The organism is Luteibacter sp. P4_E6 (assembly GCF_056401535.1).
This window is the reverse complement of sequence record NZ_JBFUJE010000193.1, coordinates 1-7196: the sequence shown is the minus strand read 5'-3', so window position 1 is coordinate 7196 and position 7196 is coordinate 1. Positions and strand designations below refer to the sequence as shown.

The window sequence follows — 7196 nt, the reverse complement described above, 5'->3', positions numbered from 1 at the left end:
CCCCCAACCAACCCCGCACGCCCCTCAGCCAAACACCAAAGTCCCCTCTGCGTCATCGCCCCGATCGCATCCAGCGCCAAGGACATCTGTGCGCAATCCAGATCCTCGGATTCGTGCACCAGCTCAGCCAACAACTGAGTCACGCCACGCGAGTACTGCAGCCACTCGGTGGCCTCGTTCAAAAGCTCATGCGCGTTGGCATCGGTTTCCATAAGCATTACCTGCTCCTTGTGTATTCGGCGCGCGTCTCCAAACGCGGCACGCAGTGCTACAGCGCGGCGTGCCGCGGCCCATCGGACCCGCGGTTTCACCGGCTGTCCGTGACCGGACGCCGGGCGGTTGATTGAATAACGTGGATAGCGGCGTCAGCGCGTTTTCTTCGGCCAGCCGGCGACGTRCCGGGTGCTACGGCCAAGAAAATTCTGATGCAAACGGCGAACGCCGCGGTTCTTCAACCGTGTCTGCGCTAGATGCAGACGGCCCGGTTTCCGCTGGGGGTGCCACCTTGGGGATCTGGCGGGCGGGCGAGTGCCGTAGAATGGTGGGCAGCCATTATCAACTCCTAGAGTAGTTGGTTTGGTTAGCGGGTCAGGGGTGTTCCTAACGCACCCTTGGCCCGCGCTTCTCACCGCATCGAGCGATGGTTGCCTGCGACGCGTTCTTGTCGATGACGCGGGCAACGATGTGACCCTAGCAAAACAAGTTTGGGTTGTCTGTAGGGGCTGCAATCGGTAGCAGATATTGCCGTCTTTGCCCCGCTGATCGACGTAAGTTCGAGTGCTCATGCCTGAGATATTTCTTCAGGCAGCACGTTCGCTTTTGTCGGAAGACGGCTCGAAGAAACTCCCATCTCGTCAGTCAGTTTCGACGCTTTTGTCGGAAGACGTTTTCGGGTCACCTGATTTATTCAGTCCGCATTTATTCGCCGAAGTCGTTCGTCTTTTTTACTGAGCTTCTCAAGGGGCGCATCACGGCAACCGCATTCGCCTGCGGAGCCGAACGTCATGGCTGGCTCCATGGCGATGAACGCCCAGCCCTGCTTACCACCCAGGCGGATCTTGCAGACGCCCATGAGGCCCGTTTGCGCCTGGGTGTATCCATAGGCGGGTACGTCGGAGATGTCGGTGGCATTCGCGGCCGCAAAGTAAAGGATCTTTGAACTGTTGACGTCCATGACCTCAGCCTTCCCGGGGCGCATGCAATAGTCGGGGCCATCGTCGGCGCCGCCTCCGCTATACATGAGTACAAGTAGTCAGACCTATTTCGCGTCGATCACGTACCGTTTGGCCCCCGGCGCTTCGATGGCGCTCGGATTTGCATCCGTCGGTTTGGCGGTGACCTGTACTGGCACGGGATGGGCGTCTGCGAAGATGCCTGACTTTACGGGCGCGATGTCCGCCGTGGCCTGGCGACCCATGGCAGCCGCGTTAGCCATGGCGGGTACGCGCCAGAGACTGAACCGCGTGATGGCACAGGTAATCGTGTCCGAGTCGTCCTTCTTGCACGCACTCGTATCGATAGCGGCACTATCGGCGTCCGCCCAGAAACCGTCGATAAGCGCGACGTCACCGGGTGTCACGGTGAAGCTGGCGAACGGCCGCGTCAGTGTCGCGCTCACCGCCAGGCCTCCAGCGGCGCGCTTGTGAGAGACGTCCTCGTAATGGGCGGGGGAGACCATCTCAGTATTCGCCACCTGCTCGTGGGCGACATATGCGCAACCACTGCCATTGGGCTGCGTCACACAATAGGGCTGGTCGACCATGGTCGTTCGGTAATCGGCACTCTTCCATTCCTGCGTGCGGTAATACTCGGTGTCCAGTGTCGCGGCAAGCGTCACCGTGCCGATCTTAGGTGAAGTGGTTGYGTGGCTCTCGGTTGTTGTCGGGAGGGAGGCGCGCCGCAGCTCGAGTGAGGCCTTCTTCAAGTCATACGTGCCGGGGTCCACGAAATAGACGGTGTACAAGCTATCGTGCCAGGGGATGGCGGCAGTCCAGCCCCTGAAGCCTTCGGCGAATTCGTTCGCGCCATAGCCGGTTGTCAACTGGTTGTCCGGATGTGCACGGTCCTGCCACATGGTGACGGCCGTCGCATCTACCCAATAGTCGATCAGGGCCTTTTCGCGCTTCTGGCTCTGTGTCATGGAACCGTACTTGTCTTTCAGGTCCACTGCGGGCGTGATCACGAAAGCCTTGCCAGCATAGATGGCGCGCTTATAGAGCGCTTCATGCGACTGACTCTGTAGCGAGGTCTTGCCCTCGGCTTCCCTCCGATCGCGGTTGAATGAAGGAATGAGGGCCCGGCTGAGGTAGCCTCTGGGCTTCTCTGGCTTGGCCGCCTGATTGGCCATGGCCGCTAGCGTGCACATGAGATAGCCGATGCGCCCCGCGTTCATCTTGCGACCCGCCCTCGGTTGAGCAGTGAGTGAAATAGCCGCCATGCCAGCGTCGTATTCGATGTGGACAGGGAAGGGCGGCGTTTCACCGTCCTTGCTACTGGAGCTTGAGTCGACGTACGACGACGTCGAGACGACATCAACGTCGAGGCGGCCGATCTTGCCAGCGTAGCTATCGTTTCCGACCCTTAGATCGGACATGCCGCCGGCGCCCTTCTTCACGCGTTCAAGAGCGGCACGCGCGTCGTCGCCACCGGGGCCGAGCGTCCACGTTGCGAAAACCGGACGCGTGTCGTCTACCTCGCCAGTCAGACCCTCGACGTTCGCCGTGCAGATGCGCGAAGACTCTTCAGGCGTGACCGGGGCCGGCATCGTCCCACCAGCCGCGGCCGGCGCGGACGTGTCACTGCGTGTTGCAAGCGATCCGAGCGACGTGCCACCACCCGTCTCACCACCCGACGACTGCAGTCGGGCCAGCATGCCGCACATCGCCGGGCGGATGTTTTCGGACGTCGCTTRCATGCCCGGAGGCATGTGAGCGGTCATCGAGACGGTGCCCTGGTCGTTTGCATTTACTTCGATGCCGAACGGGCGGGTCTTCTTGCCGGGCTTTTGCACCAGCATGAGCATGCCTTTCCCATTGCCGATGACGTCCTTGCCGACCTCAAAGCCATCCGCCGTCGCGATGTCTCGCATTTTCATAAGCGCATCGCTAATGCGCAATTGCGGAATCTTGATGCGGGCATCGAAGACCAGGCCGGTGGCCTCGTCGCCGCTGGCCTGAAACGAAGCCTCACAGGCATCGGCGGCGTGCACGGCAGCGCAGGGCGCCAGTGCGAGGGTCAGGCTTACGGCCAGAAGGCGGGCGGCGCGAGCGCGCCCAGGGTGACGTGAATCAGACATCGTGCTTTCCTTGTTCCCTGAAGAAGATGTCGTCCATCGGGGCGACGTGTTGCAACTCATATGGTAAGTGGTGTCACGGTCGCTTTTGGCATCAACCGTGAAGTGAAATACTTGTCTTCGTAATACCGGATCTTCTCGCACATCACCGGATGTGGAATGCCTTCGTAAAGGAACACTTCCTTGTCCGTGCCCATCGACTTCAGCTCCTGCGGAAGCATCAGCGCGCGCTTCTCTTCCGAGTGGCTCCTGGATACGTCACCGTTCTTATTCTTGGTGATGTTCTCGCGGCGTACCGTGGTGTAGCCGAGCATGTCGGAGTAGTCGTTGGCATCCTGCTGCTCGCGCGGTGCGAAGACGATCTGCAGCGCGTGGTTGGTGATCACCGTGCGCGATACGTCCCTGCCATAGGTGGCGTCCAGCTGCGCCATGCTTTGGATGATCGGGAGCAAGCGGATGTTATAGCCAGCCATATACGACACCGCCGAAGCGATGATCTCCACCTTGCCGATGGACGTGAACTCGTCCATGAGCAGCAGGCACTGGTGCTTGAGCTCCGGGTTGTTCTGCGGCAGTTCCTTGGTGTTGAGGTTGATCAGCTGGCTGAAGAAAAGGTTCACGATCAGCCGGCTCTCGGCGAGTTTGTTCGGCTGGATGCCGATGTAAATCGTCATGCGCTTCTTGCGCACATCGGTCAGGAGGAAGTCGTCCTCGCTGGTCGCAGCGTCCAGCACCGGGTTGATCCAGGCGTTCAGCGGTTCCTTGAAGGTGCCAAGGATCGATGCGAAGGTCTCGTTGGCCTGTGACAGCATGTTGGCGAAGGCGGACTGCGCGTTCGCGCTCAGGAAGGATTCCTTCGACAGGGCGGTGTACAGCTCGCGCAGGTCGGTGCCGTCGCCAGACGAGAGGCGATAGATCATGCCCAGTGTCGGCTTGCTGCGGACGGCCATGGGTCGATTCTTTCGCTCGTCGTCTTCCCACTTTTCGCAGAGGTAAAGCGAGAAGGCCATGAAGGCGTTACGCGCCTGGCTGACCCAGAACTTCTGCTCGTCCGAGCCATCCGGGTAGAGCATCGAGGCGATGCTCATGAGATCAGAAACGCGGAACGCGGGATCCTTGGAGACGTAGCTCAACGGATTCCAGCGATGCGTGCGCCGATCTTCGGCGAACGGATTGAACAGGTAGATTTCCTGACCCTGCGACTTACGCCAGCCACTGGTGAGGTCGAAGTTCTCCTGCTTGATGTCGAGTACGACGATCGATTCCTGGTAATCGAGCAGGTTGGGGATCACCACGCCCACGCCCTTGCCCGAGCGGGTGGGGGCAGCGAGGATGACGAACTGCTGGCCGGGTAGGCGAACGAGGTCGCCTTTGTACTTGCCGACGAGGATGCCGTTGGGCGCGGGCGAGAGCATCTTCTGCTTGCGAAGGTCGCCGCCATTGGCGAAACGGGCATCGCCGTGAATGGCCTGTTTCTTCTTCTTCGTGAGGAAGTACACCACCACAAACCAGAGAATCAGCGGGATAGCGAAACCAAGCACGCCGGCCGTCTCGATCTTCCACGCGTACGGTCGCACCTGCGGTAGGTTGAGCGCCCGCACATACTCGTAGTACGTCGCCAGCCGCAACGGGATCTGTCCGAGGCGGAGGAACAGCAGGGTGAGATAGCCCGAAAGCAACTCACCCGTGACGAGAGCGGCCACGAAAAGGCCGATCGCCCAATATCCCCTTGTCTTACTCATGCGCTATCTACCTTTTCCTTCGCTTCTGGGAATCACAGGCCGTGCGACGGCTGCGTCCTTTCCTGGTGGGTTGGAGTTTGCTGGCTGGCCATCTGGGCCTGCTGCTGCGCCTGTTGGGCGGCTTGCTGCCACTGCATGCTGCTTTCGGCGACCGACGTATTGGCGGCCTGCTCGGTCGGCATCTCGGCCATGCGCTTCAGGGGTGAATCAGGGGTTCCCTGCACGGCATAGATACGTGAGGCATCGTCGCTGAGCACGGCCTTGTCGATCCGTTCGAGACCCTCCTGTCTGGCCTTGACCACGAGGCTGCCGGCGACGTTCTCGCTGGCGACATCGGGGTGGCGGCCGTGGGCGCGGTCCAGCTCATGGACTGCCTCTCGCGCCTGCTTGAAGAGGGGATGGTCGGGGTGTGCGGTGTGATCGAGCGATACGCCAGGCTTGTCGTGTTCGAACCAGGTGCCGGGGTGGGTCAGGGTGTTCCAGGCGCCCTTGGCTTTCGCTTCTACCGCGTGGACCCCGTCGGCAATGTCGTGGCCGACATGCTGGACGCCCGCCTTGAGATGGTCGAACCCCTCCTTCGCCTCGTGGACCGCGTACTGCACGCCGTGCTCGACCGCGACAACACCCGCACCTAGCGCCTCGGCGGCACGATGTTCGACGGCATCCTTCAGGTCGCCGATCGCTTTGGGAATCTCCCACGCGGCAGAGAGACCCATGCGGATGTCCGCAACGTCGTTGCGATAACGGTCGATCATGCCTTCGTGCGCCTTATACCGCGCCTGGTTCTCCGGATTGATGATGGACTCACCAAGCAGTTTGCTGTTTGGCACGAAGTTATCGATGGCGTGGGAGTCGAAGTCGATCGCCTTGATTGGATTGCGCGCGCTTAGGATGCCGCCGTCGTCGCGATAACCGGCATGCGAGAGCGTATCAATGTCTTTCTGAGCCGCGTAGATGCGAACCTCGCCAAAATGCGGACTCGCTGCACTGACGACATCGCCTGCGCGGACATGGTCGATAACCTGAGATCCGCCCTCGAGTACGCCCTCACGCAGGCCAGCGGCGCCATAAGCATTGAACGTCTCGCCTTTTAGCCCGTATCTCGATGCGTTGATCTCTGCCAGCGTCCCCCCAAGCGAATGACCGGTCACCGTCACCTGCAACGGGCGGTGGTGGAGATCGGCATCCACGCGGGCCTTCTCCAGCACGCGTTCGGTGAACGCCTCGGAGTTTGCTGTCTGGAGGTTCACCCCGGCCAGGACCATGCCCGCGTCAACGCCCCCGTCCTGGACGGGTTCGCGATCGAACTCCGTGCCGCGGTAGGCAATGACGATCTCACCTGTGTCCATGCGCTTGTATGCGGTGGCCTGAAACCCCGTCCGCGGATTGTTCTCCACGTCGATGGCCTCATAAGTGATGCCGCCCAGTTCCTTGGGCTTATTCAGGACTGGATCGTGATAAGAGTCCTGGGCCAGTAAGGCGTAATCGGTAGAGGAGAGTGTCATGGATGCTTCTCCTCGGCCTGGACGGTGATGGAGAAGGTCGCGTTTGCTTCGTCCTGGTACTGCRTGCGGTCGGTCTCGCCGGTGTCCACGCGCTCCATCTGTGTTGTCGCGTAGGAGCGGTTGGAGTAGTAACGGGTGACCGGTTTGCCCTTCAGCAAGTCGTCGTGGAACAGAGGCGCACTGAAGTCCACTTGCTTGACGTACAGGTTTGCACTGGCCGCGACGACCGACCAATGACAGACGCCCTTGCCGTAGTAGTCCTCGTCCTGAAGAAGGTCCGCGTAGATCTCGCCCTTGTAGATGTTTCCGCCCGAGTGGGTGAGCACGATAGGCACCCGCTTCTCGGGCGCAACGGTGGCACCTGTTACAGGCGTGAGCGGCACACAGTTCTCGTTGCTGACTCGGTAGTCGATCACACCTTCCACACGGTCGAAGGGGCCGGGCGCATTGTCCACCTTGATGGTGATTTCATAGCGCATCCGTGGCTGGGGGTTGAGCTTGACATCAGGCTTGTTCATGGCGGCACCGTAAGCGGAGTAGGCAGTGAAGGAGAGCGCCGCGAGAGCGGCCTTGGTACGAAGGGAGATCATGGGTCGCATGTGCTCCTAGCGGCTCAGGGAATGTGGAGAGTGTGCGGGAGACGCCTCTGTCTGCGAC

Annotated in this window: 6 protein-coding genes; all 6 read right to left on the bottom strand. The window is 60.8% G+C overall.

What is annotated here, in order from left to right; all coding sequences use genetic code 11:
• Positions 1 to 218: hypothetical protein (locus tag AC1DT2_RS12690; protein ID WP_477296612.1), on the bottom strand; the 218-nt coding region annotated here is incomplete at its 3' end.
• Between the two features lie 689 nt (positions 219 to 907).
• Positions 908 to 1174, bottom strand: a complete 267-nt coding sequence (locus tag AC1DT2_RS12685; RefSeq protein WP_477296611.1) for a hypothetical protein — start codon at positions 1172 to 1174, stop codon at positions 908 to 910.
• 84 nt (positions 1175 to 1258) lie between these two features.
• Positions 1259 to 3295 carry a hypothetical protein gene (locus tag AC1DT2_RS12680; RefSeq protein ID WP_477296610.1) on the bottom strand — a complete coding sequence of 679 codons (2037 nt, stop codon included), beginning with the start codon at positions 3293 to 3295 and terminating at the stop codon, positions 1259 to 1261.
• A gap of 56 nt (positions 3296 to 3351) precedes the next feature.
• Positions 3352 to 5034, bottom strand: a complete 1683-nt coding sequence (locus tag AC1DT2_RS12675; RefSeq protein WP_477296609.1) for a type IV secretory system conjugative DNA transfer family protein — start codon at positions 5032 to 5034, stop codon at positions 3352 to 3354.
• Between the two features lie 32 nt (positions 5035 to 5066).
• Positions 5067 to 6539: an XVIPCD domain-containing protein gene (locus AC1DT2_RS12670; protein WP_477296608.1), complete on the bottom strand. Its 1473-nt coding sequence runs from the start codon at positions 6537 to 6539 to the stop codon at positions 5067 to 5069.
• Complete coding sequence (locus AC1DT2_RS12665; protein ID WP_477296606.1) at positions 6536 to 7129, bottom strand: hypothetical protein; 594 nt, start codon at positions 7127 to 7129, stop codon at positions 6536 to 6538. Before AC1DT2_RS12665 ends, AC1DT2_RS12670 begins: the two co-directional genes overlap by 4 nt.
• Positions 7130 to 7196 lie beyond the last annotated feature (67 nt).